General features: G+C 51.8%; 22 protein-coding genes. 14 read left to right on the forward strand and 8 right to left on the reverse strand.

Annotated elements, in window-relative coordinates; translation table 11 throughout:
• The first annotated feature begins 37 nt into the window (after positions 1-37).
• On the forward strand, positions 38-544 hold the full coding sequence (gene secB / locus RCA23_RS15510; protein WP_044051072.1) for a protein-export chaperone SecB: 507 nt from the start codon (positions 38-40) through the stop codon (positions 542-544).
• Here secB and dnaQ read toward each other — a convergent pair.
• The 3 genes from dnaQ to RCA23_RS16930 are packed head-to-tail and all read right to left on the reverse strand — an operon-like array spanning position 541 to position 3,234.
• On the reverse strand, positions 541-1,236 hold the full coding sequence (dnaQ, locus tag RCA23_RS15515) for a DNA polymerase III subunit epsilon (RefSeq protein ID WP_044051073.1): 696 nt from the start codon (positions 1,234-1,236) through the stop codon (positions 541-543). The two genes, secB and dnaQ, sit on opposite strands and share 4 nt — an antisense overlap.
• Positions 1,229-1,822 carry a dephospho-CoA kinase gene (coaE, locus tag RCA23_RS15520; protein WP_044051074.1) on the reverse strand — a complete coding sequence of 198 codons (594 nt, stop codon included), beginning with the start codon at positions 1,820-1,822 and terminating at the stop codon, positions 1,229-1,231. The genes dnaQ and coaE overlap by 8 nt, the downstream gene beginning before the upstream one ends.
• Positions 1,819-3,234 (reverse strand): shikimate dehydrogenase, encoded by a 1,416-nt coding sequence (locus RCA23_RS16930; protein WP_081870995.1) that lies wholly within the window; start codon positions 3,232-3,234, stop codon positions 1,819-1,821. Before RCA23_RS16930 ends, coaE begins: the two co-directional genes overlap by 4 nt.
• A gap of 416 nt (positions 3,235-3,650) precedes the next feature.
• Between RCA23_RS16930 and hemJ the strand changes: the two genes are divergently transcribed.
• From hemJ to RCA23_RS15560, 7 genes are all read left to right on the forward strand, one after another.
• On the forward strand, positions 3,651-4,082 hold the full coding sequence (gene hemJ, locus RCA23_RS15530; protein WP_347721381.1) for a protoporphyrinogen oxidase HemJ: 432 nt from the start codon (positions 3,651-3,653) through the stop codon (positions 4,080-4,082).
• Between the two features lie 123 nt (positions 4,083-4,205).
• Positions 4,206-5,477 (forward strand): transcription termination factor Rho, encoded by a 1,272-nt coding sequence (rho, locus tag RCA23_RS15535; RefSeq protein WP_044051076.1) that lies wholly within the window; start codon positions 4,206-4,208, stop codon positions 5,475-5,477.
• 9 nt (positions 5,478-5,486) lie between these two features.
• The gene (mnmE, locus tag RCA23_RS15540) at positions 5,487-6,773 is read left to right on the forward strand and encodes a tRNA uridine-5-carboxymethylaminomethyl(34) synthesis GTPase MnmE (protein WP_044051077.1); all 1,287 of its coding nucleotides are present in this window, start codon (positions 5,487-5,489) and stop codon (positions 6,771-6,773) included.
• Between the two features lie 5 nt (positions 6,774-6,778).
• The gene (gene mnmG / locus RCA23_RS15545) at positions 6,779-8,647 is read left to right on the forward strand and encodes a tRNA uridine-5-carboxymethylaminomethyl(34) synthesis enzyme MnmG (protein ID WP_081870996.1); all 1,869 of its coding nucleotides are present in this window, start codon (positions 6,779-6,781) and stop codon (positions 8,645-8,647) included.
• The gene (gene rsmG / locus RCA23_RS15550; protein ID WP_044051079.1) at positions 8,644-9,267 is read left to right on the forward strand and encodes a 16S rRNA (guanine(527)-N(7))-methyltransferase RsmG; all 624 of its coding nucleotides are present in this window, start codon (positions 8,644-8,646) and stop codon (positions 9,265-9,267) included. The genes mnmG and rsmG overlap by 4 nt, the downstream gene beginning before the upstream one ends.
• The gene (locus tag RCA23_RS15555) at positions 9,254-10,030 is read left to right on the forward strand and encodes a ParA family protein (protein ID WP_424450524.1); all 777 of its coding nucleotides are present in this window, start codon (positions 9,254-9,256) and stop codon (positions 10,028-10,030) included. Before rsmG ends, RCA23_RS15555 begins: the two co-directional genes overlap by 14 nt.
• Positions 10,031-10,049: 19 nt before the next feature.
• A complete protein-coding gene (locus RCA23_RS15560; protein WP_044051081.1) occupies positions 10,050-10,940 on the forward strand; it encodes a ParB/RepB/Spo0J family partition protein in 891 nt (296 codons plus the stop codon).
• On the opposite strand, the gene hemW is transcribed toward RCA23_RS15560, so the two are convergent.
• Genes hemW through rph form a run of 3 tightly spaced genes read right to left on the reverse strand, consistent with a single transcriptional unit; the run spans position 10,937 to position 13,403 of the window.
• Complete coding sequence (gene hemW, locus RCA23_RS15565) at positions 10,937-12,085, reverse strand: radical SAM family heme chaperone HemW (protein ID WP_044051082.1); 1,149 nt, start codon at positions 12,083-12,085, stop codon at positions 10,937-10,939. The two genes, RCA23_RS15560 and hemW, sit on opposite strands and share 4 nt — an antisense overlap.
• Positions 12,085-12,693, reverse strand: a complete 609-nt coding sequence (gene rdgB / locus RCA23_RS15570; protein ID WP_044051083.1) for an RdgB/HAM1 family non-canonical purine NTP pyrophosphatase — start codon at positions 12,691-12,693, stop codon at positions 12,085-12,087. The genes hemW and rdgB overlap by 1 nt, the downstream gene beginning before the upstream one ends.
• Positions 12,693-13,403: a ribonuclease PH gene (gene rph, locus RCA23_RS15575; RefSeq protein WP_044051084.1), complete on the reverse strand. Its 711-nt coding sequence runs from the start codon at positions 13,401-13,403 to the stop codon at positions 12,693-12,695. The genes rdgB and rph overlap by 1 nt, the downstream gene beginning before the upstream one ends.
• Positions 13,404-13,469: 66 nt before the next feature.
• Here rph and hrcA point away from each other — a divergent pair, with 66 nt between their 5' ends.
• Together hrcA and RCA23_RS15585 are read left to right on the forward strand one after the other, a co-directional pair.
• Positions 13,470-14,531 (forward strand): heat-inducible transcriptional repressor HrcA, encoded by a 1,062-nt coding sequence (hrcA, locus tag RCA23_RS15580; RefSeq protein ID WP_044051085.1) that lies wholly within the window; start codon positions 13,470-13,472, stop codon positions 14,529-14,531.
• A 6-nt stretch (positions 14,532-14,537) separates the two neighbouring features.
• Positions 14,538-15,092, forward strand: a complete 555-nt coding sequence (locus RCA23_RS15585; protein ID WP_044051086.1) for a nucleotide exchange factor GrpE — start codon at positions 14,538-14,540, stop codon at positions 15,090-15,092.
• Between the two features lie 46 nt (positions 15,093-15,138).
• Here RCA23_RS15585 and mutS read toward each other — a convergent pair whose 3' ends face one another.
• Positions 15,139-17,754: a DNA mismatch repair protein MutS gene (mutS, locus tag RCA23_RS15590; RefSeq protein ID WP_044051664.1), complete on the reverse strand. Its 2,616-nt coding sequence runs from the start codon at positions 17,752-17,754 to the stop codon at positions 15,139-15,141.
• 283 nt (positions 17,755-18,037) lie between these two features.
• Here mutS and RCA23_RS15595 point away from each other — a divergent pair, with 283 nt between their 5' ends.
• The 4 genes from RCA23_RS15595 to RCA23_RS15610 all read left to right on the forward strand — a co-directional run bounded on the left by RCA23_RS15595 (position 18,038) and on the right by RCA23_RS15610 (position 22,870).
• On the forward strand, positions 18,038-20,293 hold the full coding sequence (locus tag RCA23_RS15595) for an NADP-dependent malic enzyme (protein ID WP_044051087.1): 2,256 nt from the start codon (positions 18,038-18,040) through the stop codon (positions 20,291-20,293).
• On the forward strand, positions 20,290-21,165 hold the full coding sequence (locus RCA23_RS15600; RefSeq protein WP_044051088.1) for a ribokinase: 876 nt from the start codon (positions 20,290-20,292) through the stop codon (positions 21,163-21,165). The genes RCA23_RS15595 and RCA23_RS15600 overlap by 4 nt, the downstream gene beginning before the upstream one ends.
• A gap of 89 nt (positions 21,166-21,254) precedes the next feature.
• Positions 21,255-22,163 (forward strand): D-amino acid aminotransferase, encoded by a 909-nt coding sequence (locus tag RCA23_RS15605; protein ID WP_044051089.1) that lies wholly within the window; start codon positions 21,255-21,257, stop codon positions 22,161-22,163.
• Positions 22,160-22,870: a sulfotransferase-like domain-containing protein gene (locus tag RCA23_RS15610; RefSeq protein WP_044051090.1), complete on the forward strand. Its 711-nt coding sequence runs from the start codon at positions 22,160-22,162 to the stop codon at positions 22,868-22,870. Before RCA23_RS15605 ends, RCA23_RS15610 begins: the two co-directional genes overlap by 4 nt.
• A 17-nt stretch (positions 22,871-22,887) precedes the next feature.
• Here the strand turns inward: RCA23_RS15610 and RCA23_RS15615 are convergent, their stop codons facing one another.
• Entirely contained in the window at positions 22,888-24,105 is a 1,218-nt protein-coding gene (locus RCA23_RS15615; protein ID WP_044051091.1) for an argininosuccinate synthase, read from the reverse strand.
• Between the last annotated feature and the right edge of the window lie 4 nt (positions 24,106-24,109).

The following is a 24,109-nucleotide window of genomic DNA, read 5'->3' on the forward strand; positions in this document are numbered from 1 at the left end:
CTATGCGGCTTGGGATATATTTTTAGGAGTGACCAGAATGGCACAAAAACCGGTTGAAAATGCCAAAAATGAAGAAGAGGCCGCACAAAAGCCTTTGAAAATGCAAGTTCTGGCCCAGTATATTCGTGACATGTCTTTCGAGAATATTTTAGCTCAGAAAGGCATTAGCGGTGAAGCACAGCCCGATGTGTCTGTGCAGGTTAATATCGATGCAAAAAAGCGCCCGATCGAAAACCAGTTTGAGGTCATCATCAAGACAGAAATTTCGTCCAAGACCAAAGATAAGGGCGAAGCGATGTTTTTGTTAGAGCTGGAATATGCGGGCATTTTTCACATTGAAAACTTGCCAGAAGATCAACTTCATCCCTATTTGATGATCGAGTGCCCACGCATGATCTTCCCCTTCCTGCGCCGCATCATCAGCGATGTAACACGAGATGGTGGCTTCCCGCCACTCAACCTCGACTCAATGGATTTCGTTCAATTGTATCGCAATGAAATTCAACGGCGTGTTGCTGAAAACGCGAAAGTGAAAGCAAACTAAGTCTCTTTTGTCCAAAGTGCATCAGATCCCAAAGCGGCGATGAATGTTTCATGCGCCGCTTTTTCTTTGTCTGACAGCCGGGATGCCAAGGGTTTTGGTCGAGGCGCGGGGCGCCAATCGGGGGATTGTGAGCCATCGGTGGATGTTTTGACCTCTGGGCCGGACAAAACCAAATCTGGCTGCCGGCCACCAACCAGCTCCAGATAAACTTCTGCCAAGATTTCAGAGTCCAACAATGCCCCATGCAGTGTTCGCGAGGAATTATCAATGCCGAATCTGCGGCATAAAGCATCCAGCGAAGCGGGCGAGCCAGGGAATTTACGGCGTGCAATCGCAAGAGTATCAATGGCTTGATCGTTTGGCAAAGCCGGCCGATTGACCCACCCAAGTTCTGCATTCAAAAATTTCATGTCGAAAGATGCATTGTGTATGACAAGCTTGGAGTCCGCAATGAAATCGATAAATTCTTGGGCAATGTTCTTGAAAATAGGCTTATCCGATAGGAATTCTTCGCTCAGACCATGCACATTAAACGCAGCCTCCGGCATATTGCGTTCTGGATTAATGTATTGGTGATACGTGCGGCCAGTTGGCAAATGGTTGAACAATTCAACCGCGCCAATTTCAACAATCCGATCCCCTTCGCTTGGCTCGAATCCGGTGGTTTCTGTATCCAAAACAATTTCACGCATCTTTTTGCCTTTTCTTGATATCTGCCAAAATAACGTCGACCGCCCGCGCGGCTGTTTCGGGGCTATTGGTATCAATAATGTAATCGGCCCGCGCGGCTTTCTCTTCTGCGGGCCATTGTTTAGATAGGATCATTTGAAAATGCTCCGCTGTCATCCCTGATCGTGCCAAAACACGAGATTCTTGCACCTCGGGGCTCGATAAGACACAGGCCACTGCATCAAAATCAGCTGCGGAATTGAGCTCAAACAATAGTGGAATATCAAAAACCAAAATGGACCCCGGGTTACCGGCAATAAAAGCCTCCCGGTCTTTTTTAACAAGGGGATGAATGATCGCTTCTAGCTTGGGCAATAGTTTTGCGTCTTGTGAAATAAGTGCTCGAAGCTTTGCTCTATCCACAAAGCCTTGAGACACGGCGCTCGGAGCAATCTTGGCAATACTGGCCACCGCCGCGCCGTTTTCACCATAGGCGCGGTGCACGGTGCTATCGGCATCCCAAACCTTGCAACCGCGATCAGCAAAAAGCTGGGCGGTTGTTGATTTTCCCATGCCGATCGATCCGGTCAATCCCAAAAGAAAGCTCATGTGAGCACCAATGCCTCTAGCTCTTGATCCACCACGGGCCGGGTGCCAAACCAAGCCTCAAACCCTGGGACGCCTTGATGTAATAACATACCAATACCGCCCACCACCTCACATCCACGCGCCCGCGCATCCTTCAAAAGCTGGGTTTCGAGGGGGGCGTAAATGAGATCAGCGACCAGGGCGAGCGGATTCACATGGGTCAAATCGAAATCTAAGGCAGGTTTTCCAATCATCCCAAGCGAGGTGCTGTTCACCACGGTGAACACCTTTGGCAAAATATCCTCTTTGTCCTGCCACTCAATCACTTCAATGAGATCTGAAATCTCAGCGGCCAAATCTTCTGCCCGTGCACGGGTACGATTACAAAGGTAAATCTTGGGTGCGCCAGCGTCCAAAAGAGCAACCAAAATCGCCCGCGCAGCGCCACCTGCGCCCAACACCAAAGATGGACCAGCGCTTGGCTGCCACGTCGTGCTTTGAGAGATCAGATTGGTCATAAATCCATAACCGTCTGTATTATCGGCATTAATATTGCCATTGTCCTTTTTTATCAAAGTGTTGGATGCTCCAATGCGTTGCGCCCGGGGGGTGGCGTCATCCGCAAATGCCAATGCTTGTTCCTTATGCGGAATGGTGACATTGAAACCTGAAAAGCCTAGGTCAAACAGCATGCGCACCGTTTCACTAAAGCGTGCGGGGGGAATGTCGATGGCGAAATAATCGCCTGATATTTGATTTTTCTTAAGCCAGTGCCCATGCATCAGGGGCGATTTGCTCTGCGCTATCGGATGACCCAAAATCGCCGCAAGTTTAGGGGTTTGAAACGGGGCGGTTGTATTGGTCTGGTTCAAAAAACTGATGATTGGCCCGATAGAAAGCCCCATAATATCAAACCAATTGCCACGAACATCGGCGAAAAAATCTGGCGTTTTTTCAAAGTGATAGCCCCCGGCTGAATGTTTCACATCCTGCCAATGAGCTTCTATATAGGCGTCTATCTCAGCCGGACTCATAGAGCGCATAGACATATGGCTGATTGAAATATGTCGCCATTGAGGTTTGCTGTCCTTGTAGATGACATTAGCAGTAATCAAACGATGCGTTTTCCCAGAAAGGCGAGATAGAGAGGTTTTGAGCGCCTCGGGTAAGGCGGGCTTTCCGAAAATTTCGCCCTCAAAAACCAGTATTTGATCACATCCAATCACCCAACTATCTGGATTCTTTCGGGATATTTTTAGCGCTTTATGTTCGGCTAGAGTGTCGGCAATGTCGCGGGGCAGGGCCTGTTCTGCAATCAGAGATTTCGTAATGTTTTCTTCATCAATTTGCGGTGACATAAACTGAGCGCTTATTCGTGCAGAGTTTAAAATGCGACGGCGCGTGGCTGATTGAGACGCGAGGATGAGATCCATGTGAGATAAACCTGTGGATATGTTTTGTGTGACCTGTGACTGAACTGTGGGGGTAATTGCGGATTTATGCAAATACAAGAATTCTTCCTGGATTTCGTCAGGGTTCAGGATTTTTCAACGGATTTATCTTCTGTGGATATGGATAATTTAGTGCCGATGATAATTTTTATTTTGGTGTAGTTTAACAATTCTATCAACAGGGTTACACACAAGGTCTGTTTTTAAGTTTCTGTTTATAGGCGTTTAATTTAATTATTTTGAGACGTTGGTTGTTTTTATCCATCTGTGGATAAATGGATTTATAAAATTTGATCCACAGAGTCTGACGGCACTACATCTCTCTACTAAAATCATATATTATCTTTATTAATATAGAGGGGTAGAAATACAGTCCGATGATAGATTACTTAATTGCAATGTACCCGTGGTTAAAAGCTGGTCATATCGTGTCCGTCATTTCTTGGATGGCTGGGATTTTTTATCTGCCTCGCCTTTTTGTACATCATAGTGAAAAAGTTAAAGTTCCATCTGATACAGATAGATTATTCTGCATGATGGAATCAAAGTTGTTGAAGGTCATTATGACACCAGCCATGCTTGCGACGTGGGGCTTTGGGTTATCTTTGGCGATCATACCCGGCGTGTTGAATTGGTCAGAGGTTTGGCCCTGGGTGAAATTGATATCCATTGTGGCAATGACAGTATTTCATGTTTGGCTGGCCAAGAGGCAAAGAGATTTCGAGAATGGTGAAAATCATCTGACTGGAAAAACCTACCGAATTATGAATGAAGTTCCGACAGTTTTGTTACTGGCAATTGTTATAATGGTTGTGGTTCGGCCATTTTAAATAAGTTTGTAATATTTGACTTGTCGCTTGGTTTTCAGTAACAAGATTGCGCACCCGTTCGGGATTGCTTTTTCTTAATGACATCTGTGGTGCCCGGGGCGATCTTGGGCAGGAAGAGACTCCATGACAAGTAACCGTGTGACTTTGGCCGAATTAAAGGCGAAAAGCCCAAAAGATCTGCTTTCTATGGCGGAAGAGCTGGAAATTGAGAACGCGTCGACCATGCGTAAGGGCGATATGATGTTCTCAATTTTGAAAGAGCGCGCTGAAGATGGAGCGGAAATCTCTGGAGATGGGGTTTTGGAAGTGCTTCAAGACGGCTTTGGGTTTCTGCGGTCTCCAGAAGCAAATTATTTGCCAGGCCCAGATGATATTTATGTTTCTCCAGAAATGATCCGGCAATTCTCTCTGCGGACCGGAGATACCATTGAGGGGATCATTAAGGCGCCAGAGGATACAGAACGCTATTTTGGTATGACCAAGGTTGAGAAGATCAATTTTGAGAACCCAGAGCGCGCACGTCATAAGGTGGCATTTGAAAATCTGACGCCGCTTTATCCAGATGAGCGGTTGAAAATGGAGCTTGAGGATCCCACGACGAAGGATCGCTCGGCGCGGATTATTGATTTGGTTGCCCCGATTGGTAAGGGTCAAAGATCTTTGATCGTTGCACCGCCACGGACGGGTAAAACCGTTTTACTTCAAAACATTGCCAATTCTATCGAAAGAAACCATCCGGAATGTTATTTGATCGTTTTGTTGATTGATGAGCGGCCGGAAGAGGTTACCGATATGCAGCGGTCTGTGAAGGGTGAGGTTGTGAGCTCGACCTTTGATGAGCCCGCGACGCGTCACGTTGCTGTGTCCGAAATGGTGATTGAAAAAGCGAAACGTTTGGTTGAGCACAAACGTGACGTGGTCATTTTGCTTGATTCGATCACTCGATTGGGTCGGGCATTTAATACGGTGGTGCCGTCCTCCGGTAAGGTATTGACCGGTGGTGTGGATGCGAATGCCTTGCAGCGGCCAAAACGCTTTTTTGGCGCAGCACGAAATATTGAAGAAGGCGGCTCTTTGACTATTATTGCGACCGCTTTGATTGATACAGGCAGCCGCATGGATGAGGTTATTTTCGAAGAATTTAAAGGCACTGGTAACTCGGAAATCGTCTTGGACCGGAAAGTTGCCGACAAACGCGTTTTCCCAGCAATGGACGTTTTGAAATCAGGAACGCGTAAGGAAGATCTGCTGGTGGATAAAGTCGATCTGCAAAAAACCTATGTCTTGCGCCGGATCTTGAATCCGATGGGGACGACTGATGCGATAGAATTCTTGATCTCGAAATTGAAGCAGACCAAATCTAATTCTGAATTCTTCGATTCCATGAACACCTAAGTGTAGCGAATGGACAGTATTTTTGCGCAGGCGACGGCAACGGGTCGGACAGGGGTCTCTGTTATCCGTTTATCCGGACCTCAAGCATTTGATATAGCAAGAATATTATGCAAATTGCCGGCGGTTGGTCGGACCGGCCTGCGGGCGGTTCGGGGCCGCGATGGGGCGCTTATTGATCAGGCACTTGTGCTATGTTTCGAGCAAGGTGCAAGCTTTACGGGCGAGCGTGTTGTAGAGTTTCAGGTCCATGGGGGCCTGGCCACTGTGGCCAAGTTGCTGTCGGAACTGTCGGAACAAGAGGGATGCCGGCTTGCAGAACCGGGTGAATTTACCCGCCGTGCGCTCGAAAACGGCCAATTAGATCTTAATCAGGTCGAGGCCTTGTCAGATCTCATTGATGCTGAAACCGAATCGCAACGCCAGCAAGCCATTCGTGTATTGGATGGTCGTTTCGGGGACGCCGGGGAGATGTGGCGGGGCAAGTTGTTGCGTGCGGCAGCGCTGCTGGAGGCTAGTATTGATTTTTCGGATGAGGAAATTCCGGATGATCTTTCTGTCGAGGTTATCAGCCTGGTTGAGGAGACGCGTGCGTCGATCGCTGCAATATTGGAGCGGTCTATGATGGCGTCAAAAATTCGTACCGGTTTTACGGTTGCGATAATCGGCGCGCCCAATGTTGGTAAATCCACTCTGTTGAATGCCATTGTGGGACGGCAAGCTGCAATTACCTCTGATGTGGCGGGAACGACGCGAGATGTGATCGAGTGCCGGGTTGATTTGCAAGGGCTGGCTGTGAGTTTCTTAGATACAGCGGGTTTACGCGAGTCAGAGGATGAAATTGAAAACTTAGGAATTTCAAAGGCATATGAGATGGCAGCCGCCGCTGATATTCGTGTGTTCTTGGTTGAAGAGGTGGGGGAGCCTCTCCCTATTGCTCTGCGTGATGGAGATATTGTTCGGCTGAATAAGGGAGATGAGCGAAGCTCTGATGTTGGTACAGTGTCGGGAAAAACCGGGGAAGGTGTATCAGAATTACTGAGCCTTATTGCTGAACGGTTACTGGTTAAAACACCGCAAGATGTGGTGGCTATTCGAGAACGTCAAATCACGGGTTTGCGTGCGGCGGAATCCTTTCTTGGGCGGGTATTGGAGTTGACTCATGCCGACCCATTGCCCTTTGAATTGGCTAGCCAAGAGCTGTATTTCGCGCTTAGTGAATTGGATTTCGTTTTTGGTCGGATTGATATAGAATCTGTATTGGATGAAATCTTCTCAAGCTTTTGCTTGGGGAAGTAGGGGGCTTGTTTCACGTGAAACATTTTGATGTTGTGGTTGTAGGCGGCGGACATGCCGGATGCGAGGCGCTTCATGCGGCCTGCCGGTATGGATTGAATGCCGCTCTTGTAACTTTGGACAAAAACAAGGTCGGCGTGATGTCATGCAACCCAGCGATTGGTGGCTTGGGTAAGGGCCATTTGGTGCGTGAGATTGATGCTCTGGATGGAATTATGGGCAGGGCAACCGATCTTTCGGGCATTCAATTCCGCCTTCTGAACCGAAGCAAGGGGCCCGCGGTGCAGGGACCGCGGACACAGTCGGATCGGCAGCTGTATTTAAAGGCAATTCAGGCCCTGCTTGCTCAGCAAGATTACACATTGATCGAGGGGGAAGCGGCGGCTTTGATGTCAAATGCCGGTTCTGTCACGGGTGTTCGTTTGGCGGATGGCTCGGAAGTTCGCGCCCGCTCGGTTATCCTGACCGCTGGAACCTTCATGCGGGGGACAATCCATATTGGCGATAAAAGGGTTTCCGCGGGTCGCATGGGAGAGAAGGCTGCAGACGAGCTTTCATTGCAGATGGAATCTTTGGGCGCTGTATTTGGCCGGTTGAAAACTGGCACGCCGCCCCGGTTGAACGGTGACACCATTGATTGGAGCCAGCTCGAGCTTCAGCCGGCCGATTGTGATCCGGTGATGTTGTCATTCTTATCAAAAGGACCTGCTGTTCAGCAGGTCAGCTGCGGCATTACTCACACCAATGGCCATACTCACGACATTATTCGGGAGAACATTGGAAAGTCGGCAATGTATGGGGGGCACATCGAAGGCGTTGGGCCGCGGTATTGCCCTTCAATCGAAGACAAAATAACCCGTTTTGCTGATAAATCTAGCCACCAGGTGTTTTTGGAGCCAGAGGGGTTAACGACAAACTGCGTCTATCCAAATGGTATTTCGACATCATTGCCCGAGGACGTGCAAGAGGCCTATGTTCGGTCGATCCAGGGCTTGGAGAATGTAGAAATTCAACAGCCAGGATATGCCATTGAATATGATTTTCTTAATCCTCAGGGTTTATCAAGTGATTTGGAATCAAACTTGATGGGCGGCTTGTTCTTGGCTGGGCAAATTAACGGCACGACAGGGTATGAGGAGGCTGCAGCTCAGGGACTGGTTGCGGCAATCGGCGTTGCGAAACGGCTTAAGGGCGTGTGTCCCATCACATTTGATCGTAGCACCAGCTATATTGGGGTTATGATCGATGATTTGACAACACGGGGAGCAACCGAGCCGTATAGAATGTTTACTTCAAGGGCTGAATTTCGATTGAAACTCCGTGCGGATAATGCTGATCAGCGGTTCACCGAGCAAGGACACACCTCTGGGCTGGTATCTGGTCACAGGTACGGCGTGTATCAAGAGAAGATGAAGCGCCTAGATCAATGTCGTTCGCTGCTGTCATCAATGTCCGTGTCACCCAACCAGGCGCGACGGGTGGGAATCGACCTTGGTTTAGATGGGCGTCGTCGCAATGGACATGAGCTGCTCTCTATCCCCGGTGTCACCATTGCCAATCTCGCTGATTTGACCCCAAAGCTAGCTGAGTTTGACACAGAGTCCCTGGATCAGGCTGCGCGAGAAGCGCTCTATGTTACTTATATTGAACGCCAGGGCCGCGATATCGAGGCATTGGCTCGGGACCTAAGCGTTAAGATTCCAAACGGTTTTCATTATGCGGGCGTTGCTGGTTTGTCTTCTGAGATGATTGCAAAATTAAGTGCAGCGCGTCCGGCGTCACTTGGCGCCGCTAAAAATATTGAAGGGGTAACGCCGGCGGCTTTGACCGCCGTATTATTGAGTATTAAATCCCAAAGTCTGAAAAATACCGGATGAAGCAGCAAGAAACACTCGCCAGTCTGAATGTTTCACGTGAAACAGAGGCGCAGCTCCACGATTTTGTTGCGTTGGTTGAAAAGTGGAATCCGGTGATCAATCTGATCGCTAAGGGCAGCATTCCGAACATCTGGAGCCGTCACATTGAAGATTCGGCACAAATTATCGCATTGGCAAAGCTGTCAGACTATTGGATTGATATTGGCAGCGGCGGGGGTTTTCCCGGTATCGTTGTGGCGATTTGCTTGAAAGAGATCTCCCCATCCACTTGTGTCGCCTTGGTCGAAAGCGATATGAGAAAAGCCACATTCCTCCGTCAAGCAGCCGCGCTTCTAGAGCTTAACTGTGAAATCCACAGCTCAAGAATTGAATCCTTAACGATAGCTCCGGCGGCCACCCTCTCGGCGCGGGCGCTCGCACCTCTGCCTAGTTTGCTAGAATATGCCGAAACTCTCGTGGAAAAGGACGGTGTGTGTTTGTTCATGAAGGGACAAACCTATCAGGATGAACTTGCGGCGGCGCAAAAATCATGGTCATTTGAACATGACATCGTACAGAGCCAGACAGATAGCAATGCCGCGGTGTTGAAAATCAGGAATATTCGACGTGTTGCAGATTAAACCAAAAATTTTCGCCATCGCGAACCAAAAGGGTGGGGTCGGGAAGACAACTACAACCCTAAATTTGGCAGCTGCAATCGCAGAAGCCGGCTTTAAAGTGCTGGTTATGGATCTTGATCCTCAGGGAAACGCGTCAACGGGGCTTGGCTCCCACGCTGATGCGCGCGAATTTACCACTTATGATGTTCTGATCGGCACTCACGTTGAGCCCCGATTTATACAAAAAACAGATATTGAAAATATCGATCTTGTCCCATCAACAACGGATCTCAGCTCTGCAGATATTGAGCTGGCCAGTGCAAAGAACCGAAGTGAAAAGCTGCGTAAGGTTTTCGGCAACTCAGACCTTTCAAAATATGATTATGTATTGTTGGACTGCCCCCCATCGCTCAATGTTCTAACTGTGAACGCGCTGATAGCGGCTCATGCGCTCATTATTCCTTTGCAAAGTGAATTTTTTGCACTGGAGGGGCTGTCACAGCTACTGATGTCCGTGCGAGAGGTTCGAGATCTAGGCAATCCCGACCTCAGAATCGAGGGCGTGGTGCTCACAATGTATGACGCGCGCAATCGCTTGTCCCTGCAGGTCGAAGAGGACGCGCGGGAAAATCTGGGCGAACTGGTCTTTAAAACAGTTATTCCCCGCAATGTACGAATAAGCGAGGCGCCGTCTTTTGCGATGCCTGTTTTAAGTTATGATAGCCGTTCCAAAGGGGCGGAGGCCTATCGCGCCCTCGCTCAAGAGATTTTGGCACGAAGATGATAAAGAGTTAGGACACACCATGGCCAATACACCCAAACGCCAAAGAGGTCTCGGCCGAGGCCTATCCGCTCTTATGGCAGATATTGAACCCGCCGTTGGTGACTCGGGTCCAATAGGGTCTGATCGGCGCAATGATATGCTTGTGCCAATCGAAAATATACATCCCAACCCGGATCAACCGCGCCGGTATTTCGACGTTGACGATCTAAATGACCTAGCAGGGTCCATTCGTTCTAAGGGCATTATTCAGCCCCTGGTCGTGCGCGCCCATCCAGGCAAAACTGGAGAGTATGAAATTGTCGCGGGTGAACGACGCTGGCGCGCTTCTCAACTTGCCCAGCTGCATGAATTGCCTGTTGTGGTGCGGGAATTTTCTGACCAGGATGTGCTTGAAATCGCCATCATCGAGAATATCCAACGCGCAGACCTAAATCCAATTGAAGAGGCAATCGGTTATCGACAGCTCATGGATAAGTTTGGCCATACGCAAGAGCAGATGGCCGAGGCGCTTGGAAAATCGCGCCCGCATATTGCAAATGTACTTCGCCTTCTGGCACTACCGGAAGATGTTCAATCCCTTGTCGTCAATGGTAGCCTTTCAAGTGGTCACGCCCGTGCTCTGATTACGGCGCCCAACGCCTCTGATCTGGCGCGTGTTGTTGTGGCGCGGGGGTTATCTGTCCGCCAGACTGAGAAACTGGTGAAAGAGCCCAAAACCTCCGGCAAAGAGCGCGTGTCAAAATCCGTCAAAGACGCAGACACACGTGCGCTTGAGGGCGACCTTTCCGCAGCGCTTAAAATGGCGGTTTCGATTACACATAATCCCGGACAAGAGGGCGGCTCGATCACTGTTCGTTACAAAAACCTAGAGCAGCTTGATGAGCTTTGTCGTCACTTAGCCGGGCTTTAATACATCAAAGCCTGGACCAGCTGATTGAGCAGCGGGCGGCCGGTTTTTGTGGCGCGCAGCCGATCGTTTGAAAGTTCCAGTAGACCCAAATCAAGCAAGTGATCTGGGATTTTCAGCTGAGTGTCGGCGATGCCCTCAATGCGCGTGCGCGAAATCCCATCTGACACCCGCAATCCCATCATGATTAATTCATTTGCATGATCTTGTGGGGTTAAAACCTCCTGACGACTGGTCCCACTGTTCAGTTTTGCCACCCGCTCCAACCAGGCCGGCGGCGCCAATGCTGTTTGTGTGGCGTGACGCCTTCCTGCCAAGGTTAGGCGCCCATGGGCTCCGGGCCCAATTCCGATATAGTCACCCCCACGCCAATATATAATATTATGCTTTGATTCCAATAGCTTGTGTGAATAATTGGATACCTCATAGGCGTGTAAGCCTGCCGCAGCGCAGATCTCATTGGTTGCATCGAACATATCCGCGCTCAAGTCTTCATCGGGCAATCCCGCCAATTTGCCCGCTTTTGCTCGAAAACCAAAGGCCGTCCCCGGTTCGATCGTGAGTTGATACAAAGACAGGTGCCCCGCGCTCATTTCAATGGCTTCGGTCAGCTCTCTTTGCCAAGCTTCAAGCGTTTGGTCCTGCCTTGCATAGATCAAATCAAAGCTGACCCGTTCAAAATAAGTCTTCGCAACCGTGAGGGCGGACCGCGCCTCCGCCACTGAATGCAAACGGCCAAGGCGCTTTAGGTCTGGATCGTTCAACGCCTGAATTCCCATGGAAATCCGGTTCACTCCAGCCTTATGGAAATCCGCGAAGCGTGATGCTTCAACAGAGGATGGATTGGCCTCAAGCGTGATTTCAATATCATTCGCGAAGGGCCAATGCCCCCGCGCGCGATCAATTAAACGCCCCACCATATTGGGTGGCATCAGACTTGGGGTGCCGCCCCCGAAAAAAATTGAATTTAATACGCGGTCTTGGGTGAGGGCCGCGTGGCGATCCAATTCCCTTAATAGGGCGTGTTCCCACATTTCAGTGTCAACCGTGGCGCTGACATAGGAATTGAAGTCACAATAAGGACACTTCGCTTCACAAAATGGCCAATGGATATAAAGACCAAATCCGCCGTGGCGCCAATCTTCCATCACGTCAGACAGCCAGACACCAACTTGTTAAAGGCATCTGCCCGATGGCTTAGGGGGTGCTTTTCTTCGGGGAGCATCTCAGCAAATGTTTGATCAAACCCATCGGGTTGAAACATTGGGTCAAAGCCAAATCCATGCATACCGCGCATTGGCCAAACCACTTGACCGGGCGCAATGCCGGTGAAAATCTCATCGTGACCATCTGGCCATGCTAAACATAATGTACAATTAAACTGCGCATGGCGCGGGAAGGGTGCATTTGCTGCTTCCAGCTCATCCCAAACCCGCGTCATCGCCATTGTGAAATCGCGACCACTGGGTGTTTCCGCCCAATCGGCCGTATACACCCCGGGTGCGCCATCCAACCCATCGACACAAATTCCACTATCGTCAGACAGAGCGGGCAGACCGGCCGCCTGCGCTGCAAAATGTGCTTTCAGGCGCGCATTCCCAGCAAAACTTGTCTCAGTTTCCACCGGTTCTTCCAGGCCCAGCTCCCCGGCACTCACACATGCGATGCCAAACGGAGCCAAAAGAGCCTGAATTTCGCGCAACTTGCCCTTATTGTGACTGGCAAGAACGATCTTAGGTGCGGTGAGCACGCGCATCAGCCAACGGCCGCCAATTGCGCAGCCACCAGTTGCGACACGCCTGCCTCGGCCAGATCAATCAGCTGTCCCATTTGATCACGAGAGAATGTTGAGCCCTCTGCCGACATCTGGACTTCAACCAATTTGCCCGATCCCAACATCACGAAATTGCCATCAACCCCAGCCTCACTGTCCTCCGGGTAGTCCAGATCCAAAACCGCTTGGCCCGCATAGATTCCACAGCTCACCGCAGCCACGGGATCCACAAGCGGATCGCTGATAATATCTCCAGCTTTCATGAGTTTTTGCACAGCGAGCTTAAGCGCCACCCAACCGCCTGTGATTGCGGCGCAACGCGTCCCGCCATCTGCTTGGATCACATCGCAATCGATACTGATTTGCCGCTCACCCAGAGCCACCCGATCCACACCGGCGCGCAAACTCCGCCCGATGAGACGTTGAATCTCTTGAGTGCGCCCCGATTGACCGTTTTTGGCCTCCCGGCGCATGCGCGTATGGGTGGCGCGGGGCAGCATCCCATATTCTGCTGTTACCCAACCCAATCCTGAGTTCCGCAGAAAAGGAGGCACGCGCTCTTCCAAACTGGCTGTGCAAAGCACATGCGTATCGCCAATCTTGATCAAACAAGATCCCTCGGCATGACGGGTGACATCTGTTTCAATCACAATGTCACGCATTTGATTTAATTCTCGATTGGATGGTCGCATCGCTTGTCCTCTCTGTGTTCATGCGCGAATATGCGAAGCGGACCCCAAATAGCAAGGCTTAGGTGAATGGATTCGTCTACAGAGTTATTTTCAGAAATGGATGCCCGGAGCCGTGAAGTGTTTCAACGGGTTGTGGAAAGCTACCTGTCTTCCGGGGAACCGATGGGCAGCAACACGTTAACCCAACACATGACACAACCCGTGAGCGCCGCCACCATTCGCAATGTCATGAAAGACTTAGAGCTTCTTGGCCTGCTTGACAGCCCGCACACCTCTGCCGGCCGACAGCCCACGGAGCTTGGTCTGCGAATGTTTGTCGATGGTATTTTGGAGGTTGGGGAGCCCGATGAGGCCGCCCAGCGTAAAATTTCCGCAACAATGGATGAAAACGACAGCATCACAGGCATGCTTGACCGTATGTCCAGCACCCTTTCCGGACTTACCCGCGGAGCATCTTTGGTTCTGGCGCCTAAAAAGTCATCGCCCATAAAACATATTGAATTTGTTTCCTTGGCGACCGACCGGGCGCTTGTGGTTTTGGTTTTTGCCAATGGCGAGGTTGAAAACCGGGTATTTCGACCGCCTTTGGGTCAAACCCCGAGTCAAATGCGAGAGGCCGTAAACTTTCTAAATGTCATCGGTCAGGGCCGGACATTGCAAGAGTTAAAATCCACCATTGTCACAGAGATCAAAAAACACCGCTCGGAATTGGATGTTTTGACAACCGGCTTGGTTGAGGCTGGCGTGGCCGTCATGCAGGATGCTGGCGGTGACAATGAGCGATTAATTGTCCGCGGCAGATCGAATCTCCTTGAGAATGCTGGAACAGCTGAGGACTTAGAGCGGGTTCGAGTGCTCTTTGATGACCTTGAACGCAAGCGAGATATAGCGGAATTCCTGCAATTAACCGATGAAGGTGAGGGTGTTCGCATTTTTATTGGCTCTGAGAACAAACTATTTTCACTTTCGGGTTCCTCTTTGGTGGTTTCTCCCTATATGAACGCTGACCAAAAGGTGGTTGGCGCTATTGGCGTAATCGGACCCACGCGTCTGAATTATGGTAGGATCGTGCCAATCGTGAATTATACCGCTCAAATGGTCGGGCGGGTTTTATCTGATCGAGGTTAGGTCCAGATGGCAAAAGAACATGAAGACGAGTTTCTCCAGGACGTCAGTCTTGCCGAAGAAGAAGAATATGGTGAGGAAGAATACACCGAAGAAGAGCTAGAGCTTGATGCTCTGCGCGCCGAACGCGATGATCTCAAAGACAAGTGGATGCGCGCCCTCGCGGATGCGGAAAACGCTCGGAAACGCGGTGATCGTGATCGTAGAGAGGCTGAAAATTATGGCGGCTCGAAGCTCGCCCGTGATCTACTGCCGGTCTATGACAACCTCAAGCGTGGCCTGGAGGCCGCGACGGATGACCAGCGCGAAGTCTCAGCTGCTTTGATTGAGGGCGTTGAGCTCACCATGCGCGAAGTGGTTAATGTTTTCAAAAAACATGGCATCGAACCCATTTCGCCAGAAATTGGCGAACGTTTTGACCCACAAAATCATGAAGCCATGTTTGAAGCGCCTGTTCCTGGCACAAAAGCAGGGGACATCATTCAGGTGATGACCGAAGGATTTATGTTGCATGATCGCCTTTTGCGCCCTGCGCAAGTGGGCGTTTCTTCAACTCCAGGCTGAGGCTAAAAAGCGATATCTGCGACAAGGGCGGCTCAAGGGCCGCCTTTTATGTCTTGAGTTTCGACTTCAGCTGATAAATGAGATCCAGCGCCTCTTTGGGGCTCAAACTATCTGGCTGGACCCCATTCAAGACCTCTTCAAGCTCCGACTGGGCTGAGGGCGCAGGTGCCGACATCGCCACCGCGGAAAACAGCGGCAAATCGTCGATGAGGGCTTTTTGCTTGCTATGCCCCTCGCGCTCGCCCCGCTCCAAAGCCTCAAGAACCACCTTTGCCCGCTCCAAAACCGATTGCGGCAGGCCGGCCAGTTTGGCCACTTGCACCCCATAGGACCGATCTGCTGCGCCTTTCTTCACCTCATGTAAGAACACCACATCTCCCTGATACTCCCGCACAGTGACGGTGGCATTGTCCACATGGGTCAGTTTCGCGGTGAGCTGGGTGAGCTCATGGTAATGAGTGGCAAATAATGCGCGGCATCGGTTGACATCATGCAAATGCTCCAGAGTGGCCCAAGCGATGGATAGCCCGTCATAGGTCGAGGTTCCGCGGCCAATTTCATCCAGAATAACCAAAGCACGATCATCTGCTTGGTTCAAAATTGCGGCGGTCTCAACCATCTCCACCATAAAAGTCGATCGCCCGCGGGCCAAATCATCGGCCGCACCAACCCGGCTAAAAATCTGTGAAACAATGCCAATTTCAGCCCGAGCCGCCGGCACAAAAGATCCGGCCTGTGCCAAAAGGGCAATCAAAGCATTCTGACGTAAAAACGTTGATTTACCGGCCATATTTGGCCCGGTGAGCAGCCAAATCATGTCGTTTGTGCTGGTCAATTGGCAATCATTGGCGACAAAAACAGTTTCCGCCTGCGCTTTGATTGCCGCTTCGACCACTGGATGGCGGCCTTGCTCAATTATAAAGTCGCGGCTGTCATTCAGCACCGGGCGGACCCAACCCTCTGCCATGGCCAACTCGGAAAGAGCGGCAGCGACGTCAATCTCTGCAATCGAGACCGCCAAAGCCTGTAGTGCGGCGGCATGATCTAACACCTGAGCGCAGAGACCGGCAAAAACTTCAAGCTCTAACCCTGTGGCGCGGCCGGCAGCATTTAGGATTTTGGTTTCCAGCTCACCCAGTTCGACCGTCGTAAAGCGGACCGCATTGGCGGTGGTTTGTCGGTGAATGAAAACATCATTCAAAGGTGCCGTCATCATGCGCTGGGAATGGGTGGCGGTGGTTTCAATGAAATATCCCAGCACATTATTGTGCTTAATTTTCAGGGAGGAAATCTCAGACTGGCCGGCATAATCGGCTTGCATCCTAGCAATCACAGACCGCGCTTCGTCGCGCAGGGCCGTCATCTCATCCAGCTCTGCCGAATAGCCAGTGGCGACAAACCCACCATCTCGCGCCAGAAGGGGCGGTTCGGCGACCAGGGCGCGATCCAATTCATCGGACAGGGCCTCAAACCCTTTCAGATCATCTGCCGCATTCTTCAGGAGTGGCGGTAACTCTTGCTCTGCCAAAAGGGCATGCACTTGCGCGGCTTGGGCGATGCCATTCCCAAGCGCCAGCAAATCTCTTGGACCACTGCGCTCAAGCGCCACACGCCCCAAGGCGCGTTCAACATCGGGCAATTGCTTCAAAGCGGTGCGCACCGCGCCGCGCAAACCGCTTTGGCCACAGAAAAACTCCACCGCCGATGCGCGCTCTTCGATGGCTGCCAGGCGTTGAGAGGGTGTCGTAATGCGGCGAGACAAAAGCCGCGCTCCGGCAGCGGTCACAGAGCGATCCACAACCGACAGCAAAGAGCCAGATCTTTCCCCTGCCAGCGTTTGGGTCAGTTCAAGATTTTTTCGGGTTGCGGCATCAATTGCAACAAAATCATCCCGCGCTTCACAAACGGGTCGGCGTAGAAGTGGGAGTTGGCCTTTTTGGGTGGTGGAGAGATATTCAATAAGCCCAGAAACGGCGGCGACATCGGCACGGCTGAACTCTCCAAGACCGCTCAGGTCTCCAACACCATAGGCTTTGCAAATTTTCTCCACGCCGGCGGTGCTGTCAAAAACCTCCTGTGGCAATTCGGTCGCGGCCGCACCGGCCTCATTTATGATTTCCAGAGTTTCATCCAGCGCCCCCTCAGCCACAAGCACCTCAGCTGGGGCAAGCCGGGCCAGCTCTGGCCCCAATCGCACGGGCGGGCAGGGACTATAGCGCATATCTCCGGTCGAAATATCCACCCAAGCAAGACAGCTTTGGTTGCGCACCTGAACAAACGTGGCCAGAAAATTACTTTGTCGCGGCTGCAGTAGCGTGTCTTCGGTCAAGGTCCCTGGGGTGACCAACCGAACCACGCCCCGTTTCACAACGGATTTAGCCCCGCGTTTCTTTGCCTCTTTTGGATTTTCCAGCTGTTCGCAGACCGCAACGCGAAACCCTTTGCGAATGAGATTGAGCAAGTAACCCTCTGCCGCGTGCACCGGCACACCGCACATGGGAATATCCGCGCCCTGATGTTTGCCGCGTTTCGTCAGGGTAATATCCAGCGCCTGCGCTGCCGCGACGGCATCGTCGAAAAACAGCTCGTAAAAATCTCCCATGCGGTAGAACAATAGGGCGGAGGGGTATTCCTCCTTGATCGCAAGAAACTGTGCCATCATGGGCGTTACGGACTGGTCGGGCTTGCTCACAGATTGATCTCCATTTGTGGCAAGTATTAGGCAAAACTTGCGACGAAAGAAAGCGATCATCGGGATGGATTTTGAATTGGTTTGACCTCTGGTTGGCGGTGGTTCATTCTGGCGCGAAGGTGGCGCAGGGTCGATGGGCAATGGCTCAAGGCCTAGACGGCGCAGATCCTCTATATAGGGGCTCTGCTAAAATTGAATTGCACCAGCGAAACAGATAGTTTAATATTAAACTAATTCTAAACGGAGTGTTGCAATGCCCAATAACAAAGTCACAGACGCTGATGCGCTGGCCTACCACCTGGAACCAACGCCTGGTAAGTTTGAGATAACCGCCTCTGTGCCAATGACAACACAGCGTGATCTTTCCTTGGCCTATTCGCCAGGTGTTGCGGTGCCCTGTTTGGCCATCGCAGATAATCCTGAATTGGCCTATGACTATACCAACAAAGGCAACCTTGTAGCGGTGATTTCGAACGGAACAGCGGTATTGGGTCTTGGTAATCTTGGGGCTTTGGGCTCCAAGCCGGTCATGGAAGGCAAGGCGGTTTTGTTTAAGCGCTTCGCAGATGTGAACTCCATCGATATTGAGCTGGACACCGAAAACCCCGAAGAATTTATCAATGCTGTGAAGCTCATGGGTCCGACCTTTGGCGGCATCAACCTCGAAGACATTAAGGCACCGGAGTGTTTTATCATCGAGCAAGCCTTGAAAGAGGTCATGGATATTCCAGTGTTTCATGATGACCAACACGGCACGGCCGTGATCTGCGCGGCAGGCCTGATCAATGCCTTGCACCTGTCTGGCAAGAAAATTCAGGACGTGAAAATTGTTTTGAATGGTGCCGGTGCTGCTGGCATTGCCTGTATTGAACTTTTAAAATCTATGGGTGCCAAACATAACAACTGCATTGTGTGCGACACTAAGGGCGTGATTTATCAGGGACGTACTGAGGGTATGAACCAATGGAAATCGGCCCATGCTATTTCAACAGAGTTGCGCAGTTTGGATGACGCTATGGCGGGCGCAGATGTGTTTTTGGGTGTTTCCGTCAAAGGCGCCGTGACCCCAGCAATGGTGGAAAGCATGGCCCCCGATCCGGTGATTTTTGCTATGGCAAATCCAGACCCTGAGATCACACCCGAAGAGGCGCATGCCGTGCGTCCAGATGCGATCGTGGCCACAGGGCGGTCGGATTATCCCAATCAGGTCAACAATGTATTGGGTTTCCCGTATTTGTTCCGTGGTGCATTAGATATTCACGCCAGAGCGATTAATGACGAAATGAAGATTGCTTGTGCGCGTGCGCTTGCGGATTTAGCGCGTGAAGAGGTGCCAGATGAGGTGGCTTTGGCCTATGGCACGAAGTTGAGTTTTGGCCGCGATTACATTATCCCAACCCCCTTTGATCCACGTTTAATCTACCGCATTCCTCCCGCAGTTGCGCGCGCAGGTATGGACACAGGCGCTGCCCGCCGGCCGATTGTGGATATGGATGGCTATGAGCTGTCCCTGAAAACCCGCATGGATCCCACCGCGAGCATTTTGCGCGGCATCAATGCGCGCGCACGGTCGTCGCAGGCTCGGATTATCTTTGCCGAAGGTGATGATGAGCGGGTCTTGCGCGCTGCTGTCTTGTATCAACGCCAGGGTTTTGGAAAATCAATTGTCGTGGGTCGGGAAAGCGATGTGCGTCAAAGATTAGAGGCAGCGGGGCTGGGTGATGCGGCCGGTGAGCTGGAAGTGGTGAATGCCGCCAACACAGAACATTTGGAAGATTACAAAAACTACCTCTACCAGCGCCTGCAACGCAAAGGTTTTGATACAACCGATGTGCATCGCCTTGCTGCCCGGGATCGTCACGTTTTTGGATCTTTGATGCTTGCGCATGGACATGGCGACGGTTTGGTGACGGGTGTTACACGCAAGTCAGCGCATGTTTTGGAATTGATCAACCATGTTTATGACGTGGGCCCACATGATGGCGCGGTTGGGGTGACGGCTATTTTGTCAAAAGGCAAAATCATTTTGATCGCTGACACATTGGTTCATGAATGGCCTGATGAAAACGACCTTGCCGATATTGCCGAACGTGGTGCTGGCGTGGCGCGTGCCTTGGGCTTGGATCCGCGGGTGGCTTTTGTAAGCTTTTCGACCTTCGGTTATCCGATTTCAGAGCGCGCTGAAAAAATGCGCATTGCTCCGGATGTCTTGTTAAAGCGTGGGGTTGATTTTGAATTTGAGGGCGAGATGGCTGTGGATGTGGCGCTCAACGTCAATGAGATGAAGAAATACCCGTTCAGCCGCCTCACTGGCCCGGCCAATGTTTTGGTGGTTCCAGCGCGGCATTCGGCATCAATCTCAGTGAAATTGATGCAGGAAATGGGTGGTGCCACTGTCATCGGTCCAATTTTGACAGGCATCGATAAGCCAATTCAAATTTGCTCGACCGTGTCTTCGGTGAATGACATCCTCAATATGGCGGCCATTGCCGCCTGCAATATCAGATGACGGTCTACAATTTCGGCTCCATCAACGCCGATTACTTCTACCAGGTGCGTCATATTCCGGCGCCTGGTGAAACCCTTGCGGCGACTGATTTGGATCAAGGCCTGGGCGGCAAGGGGGCCAATCAATCTGTGGCTATGGTTCAAGCCGGTGCGGATGTGGTGCATTTGGGAGCCGTGGGCCGCGATGGGGATTGGCTGCTCGAGCGGCTTGTTGCTTTGGGTGTCGCGCGCGATTCAATTGCCCGCCTGTCCTGCGCTTCCGGCCACGCCATCATCACGGTGGCCGCTGATGGTGAAAACGCCATCACCCTATTTTCTGGAGCCAATACGGCGATGAGTGAAGCGCAGCTCACCCAATGGTTGGCCCCGATCGGTGCGGGGGATTGGCTGGTGATGCAAAATGAAACTGCGCATCAAGTCCATGCCGCCCGAATGGCGCGCGCTCAAGCTGCGCGCGTGGTCTATTCAGCGGCACCCTTCGAGGCGAAGGCTGTGGCAGAGGTTTTGCCATTTGTGAATATCCTATGCGCGAATGAATATGAGGTGAAAGCGCTCCAACAGGATCTGCGCATCTCCAGTTTAGCCAGCCTTGGGCTCGATGGAATGCTCATTACCTATGGCGCAAAAGGTGCCGCCTATCATGATTTTTCAGCAGATCAGGTGTTTGAGGTTGCTGGAATCCCTGTCATTCCCGTGGACACCACCGGAGCAGGCGACACTTTCTGTGGTTATTTCATAGGGCGTTTGTCATTGGGAGACGACCCCCAAACCGCCTTAACCTGTGCCAACCGCGCCGCAGCCCTCAAGGTTACACGATCCGGCACAGCGGATGCTATTCCAAACCTGCAAGAGGTGATGGAATTCGCCCCCTGAGTGATGGGCTTGAGCCTCTTGCTGTGTTTCACCCGTCCTTGTGAGTTTTCCCTCTTGGCTCAAAATGCCTCTCAGCCTAGGCTTGAGATATGACAGATCATGTAACAACCCACCAAGCTGCGGAAGATGCCCGCAATGAAGACATTTTGATTTACCTCAATGGGCAATTGCTGCCCAAAGAGCGTGCCTTGGTCAGCGTATATGACAGCGGGTTTATGCTTGGGGACGGGGTTTGGGAGGGGTTGCGTCTTTATAACGGCACATGGGCCTTCATGGATGAACATCTGAACCGTTTGTTTGAGGCGGCAAAGGCCGTGGATATTGATATTGGTATGGATCGCAATGGGGTGGAGCGGGCCTTGCGCGATACGCAAGCGGCCAATGGGATGCAGAGCGATGCGCACGCTCGGCTTATGGTCACGCGCGGGGTGAAGATCCGCCCGTTTCAGCATCCAGACCTGTCACAATCTGGCCCCACATTTACCATCATAATGGAACATTCAAAGCCCAGCCTTCCCCGTGGCATTCGTCTCGCCACTGTACCGCATATGCGGGGCCTGCCCATGACGCAGGATCCAAAATTAAATTCGCATTCTAAACTCAACTGCATTTTGGCCTGTATCGCGGCACAAAAGGCCGGAGCGGATGAGGCTTTGATGTTAGACGTGCATGGGTTTGTGAATACCACCAATGCCTGCAACTTTTTTATTGTGCGCGATGGTGCGGTTTGGACCAGTACGGGAGATTACTGCATGAACGGCATCACCCGGCAAAAGGTCATTGATCTGTGCCGCGCCCATGACATCCCCGTTTTTGAGCGCAACTTCAGCTTGGTGGACACCTATGGCGCGCAGGAGGCCTTCCTGACCGGAACCTTCGGTGCGCAAACCCCTGTGATCGAGATTGATGGCCGCCCCATCGGTGACGGCGACATGGGGCCAATCACCTGCCGTATTCGGGGGTTGTATCAGGACCTCATCGCCCAGGTCTGCGCATGAAGATCGCCATGTGGTCAGGTCCGCGCAACCTGTCGACGGCGATGATGTATGCCTTTGGCAATCGGGCGGATACGCGGGTTGTAGATGAGCCGTTTTATGGCGCCTATCTTCATCATTCCAATGCGGACCATCCGATGCGTGCTGAAATCATGGCAAGTATGGCTTGTGATCCTGTGCAGGTGAGTGCCGAGCTGTCCGGCCCTGTGCCAGGTGGTGCGGCGATTTGGTATCAAAAACACATGACCCATCATATGCTGGACCATTTCCCGATGGATCTGCTGGCGCAGCTGCGCAATGTGTTTCTCATTCGTGATCCCGCGCGGGTGATCGCCAGCTATGCCCGCAAGCGCGCGGATGTGACTCTATACGACCTCGGGTTTGTGCAACAAAAGAAAATTTTTGATCATTGCGTGGCGCTGGGTCAGGTCCCGGTTGTGATCGACAGCGATGATATTTTAGCCGATCCAAAATCTGCGCTTATGGAGCTCTGCCTGCGGCTGGAAATTGCCTTTGACCCTGCGATGTTACACTGGCCTGCTGGGCCGCGGGCGCAGGATGGTATTTGGGCGGCCCATTGGTATGACGCCGTGCATCGCTCAACTGGATTTGGACCGGCACCAGGTCCCGCGCCAAGAGTTGATGCCGATTATGACGCGCTATGGCACCAAGCGCAGGCGATCTATGAGCAGCTGCAGGCTGCCAAATAACCGCCTGCTCCCGCGGATCAACGGATCCGATTTTTACGCGCAGCCAAGAGCTTGAGGCGCAGGGCATTGAGCTGGATAAAGCCAGCAGCATCTTTTTGATCGTAGGCGCCCGCATCATCTTCAAACGTCACATGCGCTTCAGAATACAGGCTGTAATATGACCAGCGGCCCACCGTGCGGGCGGAGCCTTTATAGAGCTTCAGACGCACAGTTCCGGTGACATGCTCTTGGGACTTATCAATCAAAGCCTGAAGCATTTCGCGCTCAGGGCTAAACCAAAAGCCATTGTAAATCAGCTCGGCATATTTTGGCATTAATTCGTCTTTGAGATGGGCCGCGCCGCGGTCCAAGGTGATGGATTCAATGGCGCGATGGGCCTCCAGCAGCAATGTGCCGCCAGGGGTTTCGTAAATGCCACGGGATTTCATGCCCACAAAGCGACCCTCGACCAGGTCAAGCCGCCCGATGCCATGTTGACCGCCAAGCCGGTTTAACTCGGTCAAAATCGTTGCGGGGGACATATCAACGCCGTTGATTGAGACAGCATCCCCGGCTTGAAAGCCAATCTCAACATATTCTGGCGTGTCGGGTGCATCCTCGGGATTGACGGTGCGTTGATAGACGTAATCGGGTGCCTCAATGGCCGGGTCTTCCAAGACCTTACCTTCCGAAGAGGTGTGCAGCAGGTTAGCATCAACACTAAACGGCGCTTCGCCGCGCTTGTCTTTGGCGATTGGGATTTGGTTTTTCTCGGCAAAATCGATCAGCTTGGTACGGCTTGAAAGATCCCATTCACGCCAGGGGGCGATGACTTTGATATCGGGGTTCAATGCGTAGGCGGCCAGCTCAAACCGCACTTGGTCATTGCCTTTGCCGGTCGCGCCATGGGCAACAGCATCTGCCCCTTCGAGCTGTGCAATCTCAACCAGGCGTTTGGAGATCAATGGGCGCGCAATGGAGGTACCCAGCAGGTACAGACCTTCATAAAGCGCATTGGCTCGGAACATAGGGAACACAAAATCGCGGACAAATTCTTCACGCACATCCTCGATATAGATTGAGGAGGCGCCCATCAGTTCGGCTTTGGCGCGGGCGGGTTCGAGCTCTTCACCCTGACCCAAATCTGCCGTGAATGTCACCACTTCGCAGCCATATTCGGTCTGCAACCATTTGAGGATGATCGAGGTGTCTAGTCCGCCCGAATAGGCCAGGACAACTTTCTTAGGGGCTGACATGCGT

Origin of the sequence: Planktomarina temperata RCA23 (genome assembly GCF_000738435.1) — a bacterium.
Lineage (GTDB): Bacteria > Pseudomonadota > Alphaproteobacteria > Rhodobacterales > Rhodobacteraceae > Planktomarina > Planktomarina temperata.

Bases quoted from the DNA above. Each gene is read 5' to 3' on its own strand.
- RCA23_RS16930 (WP_081870995.1), bottom strand. From the start codon at position 3,234: ATGGATCTCATCCTCGCGTCTCAATCAGCCACGCGCCGTCGCATTTTA.
- RCA23_RS15600 (WP_044051088.1), top strand. From the start codon at position 20,290: ATGACGGTCTACAATTTCGGCTCCATCAACGCCGATTACTTCTACCAG.
- rho (WP_044051076.1), top strand. From the start codon at position 4,206: ATGACAAGTAACCGTGTGACTTTGGCCGAATTAAAGGCGAAAAGCCCA.
- RCA23_RS15615 (WP_044051091.1), bottom strand. From the start codon at position 24,105: ATGTCAGCCCCTAAGAAAGTTGTCCTGGCCTATTCGGGCGGACTAGAC.
- rph (WP_044051084.1), bottom strand. From the start codon at position 13,403: ATGCGACCATCCAATCGAGAATTAAATCAAATGCGTGACATTGTGATT.
- RCA23_RS15610 (WP_044051090.1), top strand. From the start codon at position 22,160: ATGAAGATCGCCATGTGGTCAGGTCCGCGCAACCTGTCGACGGCGATG.
- dnaQ (WP_044051073.1), bottom strand. From the start codon at position 1,236: ATGCGTGAAATTGTTTTGGATACAGAAACCACCGGATTCGAGCCAAGC.
- secB (WP_044051072.1), top strand. From the start codon at position 38: ATGGCACAAAAACCGGTTGAAAATGCCAAAAATGAAGAAGAGGCCGCA.
- RCA23_RS15560 (WP_044051081.1), top strand. From the start codon at position 10,050: ATGGCCAATACACCCAAACGCCAAAGAGGTCTCGGCCGAGGCCTATCC.
- coaE (WP_044051074.1), bottom strand. From the start codon at position 1,822: ATGAGCTTTCTTTTGGGATTGACCGGATCGATCGGCATGGGAAAATCA.
- RCA23_RS15585 (WP_044051086.1), top strand. From the start codon at position 14,538: ATGGCAAAAGAACATGAAGACGAGTTTCTCCAGGACGTCAGTCTTGCC.
- hemJ (WP_347721381.1), top strand. From the start codon at position 3,651: ATGTACCCGTGGTTAAAAGCTGGTCATATCGTGTCCGTCATTTCTTGG.
- rdgB (WP_044051083.1), bottom strand. From the start codon at position 12,693: ATGCGCGTGCTCACCGCACCTAAGATCGTTCTTGCCAGTCACAATAAG.
- mnmE (WP_044051077.1), top strand. From the start codon at position 5,487: ATGGACAGTATTTTTGCGCAGGCGACGGCAACGGGTCGGACAGGGGTC.
- mutS (WP_044051664.1), bottom strand. From the start codon at position 17,754: ATGATGGCACAGTTTCTTGCGATCAAGGAGGAATACCCCTCCGCCCTA.
- rsmG (WP_044051079.1), top strand. From the start codon at position 8,644: ATGAAGCAGCAAGAAACACTCGCCAGTCTGAATGTTTCACGTGAAACA.
- hemW (WP_044051082.1), bottom strand. From the start codon at position 12,085: ATGGAAGATTGGCGCCACGGCGGATTTGGTCTTTATATCCATTGGCCA.
- RCA23_RS15605 (WP_044051089.1), top strand. From the start codon at position 21,255: ATGACAGATCATGTAACAACCCACCAAGCTGCGGAAGATGCCCGCAAT.
- hrcA (WP_044051085.1), top strand. From the start codon at position 13,470: ATGGATTCGTCTACAGAGTTATTTTCAGAAATGGATGCCCGGAGCCGT.
- RCA23_RS15595 (WP_044051087.1), top strand. From the start codon at position 18,038: ATGCCCAATAACAAAGTCACAGACGCTGATGCGCTGGCCTACCACCTG.